Here is a 1219-nt window from a genome sequence, read left to right as displayed (position 1 = left end):
GCCAACTTTAAAAGTTGGCTTGTTATTATTAATATAAGTTCAGGCAACTGGGGCAGTATGAGGATGTAGAAACGGGGCTTTATTATAATCGGTTTCGATATTATAACCCTGAAACCGGCTTATATATTAGCCAAGATCCCATAAAACTTGAAGGAAACAACCCGAATTTTTATGCATATGTGCATGATTCGAATACGATGTTTGATGTGTTCGGGCTTAGTGAGTGTGGATCAAATAGTTGGAATAAGTTTCAAAAGCAGCATAAAGGAGTTTTTAAAAATTCGTCAGAAGCATCTAGGGCTTATAATGATTTAAAAGTAAATAAAAGTCCTTGGCCTTATGATTACGCTCCTAAAAAAGAAACATTAAGCCCTGGAGAAAAAATAAGAATGGCTATGAGTGAAGGACAGCCTTCAAATAGACCAGGAGGTTGGGCAACTACTGATGAGATTCCCGATGTAAATATGGTTAGAGAGAAACTTGCAGTTACTAAAGAGTTTAAAGAAAATATAGCATATGTTCAAGAGTATGAAGTAATAAAAGAACTTCCTGTAAAAACAGGCACAGTTGGTCCTCAAATCGATGGATTAGATGGTACTTATTATCATGGAGGAGGAAATCAAATCCAATTAGATGTGCCACCAGCTGAAAGAATGGATTATCTTAAACCCATTTCAGATTATAAAATAGAATAGATGACATGATTAGTAATTTTAAAATTGATACCTCTGAAAAAAATGTTTCTTGGTATAATAATGGTTTAATAGTATGCAAAAGTTTTGAGAAAAAAATTTTTCAGGCTGTAGAAATTAGATTTTTATCCCAAATATTAATTATAGCAGACTATAGAGAAAAGGGAAAAAATAATATGTTTATATATGATAAAAAAGGTGACTGTATTTCAAATCCTAGTATGTCATCACCTGAGTTTTATGGTATTTACTCTATTTGGTATTTAGAAGGTAATATGTTACAGACTGTTGTATTATTAAGTAATGATAATTCAAATTATGAAAAAAAATGTATTTTTAATCTTGAAAATCATAATTTCTCAGAATTTTCATTAACAAAATAAAACCCAAGCCAACTTATAAAAGTTGGCTTTTTTATTTAAGCGTTGAGTTTATCTAAGATTTCCAGTTCGAAACGCAAAAAATGAAATCTACCAATTCATTAGAAATCCCAGGGGCGATATCAACCGGGAAATTGCTTTTGACCG

The 1219-nt window shown here is 31.6% G+C and carries 2 protein-coding genes; both read left to right on the top strand.

Annotated features, from left to right (window positions below):
• Positions 1–47 precede the first annotated feature (47 nt).
• A complete protein-coding gene (locus tag ASC36_RS11130) occupies positions 48–695 on the top strand; it encodes an RHS repeat-associated core domain-containing protein (protein ID WP_260182380.1) in 648 nt (215 codons plus the stop codon).
• 5 nt (positions 696–700) lie between these two features.
• A complete protein-coding gene (locus ASC36_RS10390; RefSeq protein ID WP_055426414.1) occupies positions 701–1075 on the top strand; it encodes a hypothetical protein in 375 nt (124 codons plus the stop codon).
• Positions 1076–1219: the final 144 nt, after the last annotated feature.

It is taken from the genome of Apibacter mensalis, from assembly GCF_001418685.1.
Taxonomy (GTDB): Bacteria; Bacteroidota; Bacteroidia; order Flavobacteriales; family Weeksellaceae; genus Apibacter; species Apibacter mensalis.
This window is presented reverse-complemented; position numbering and strand designations above follow the sequence as displayed.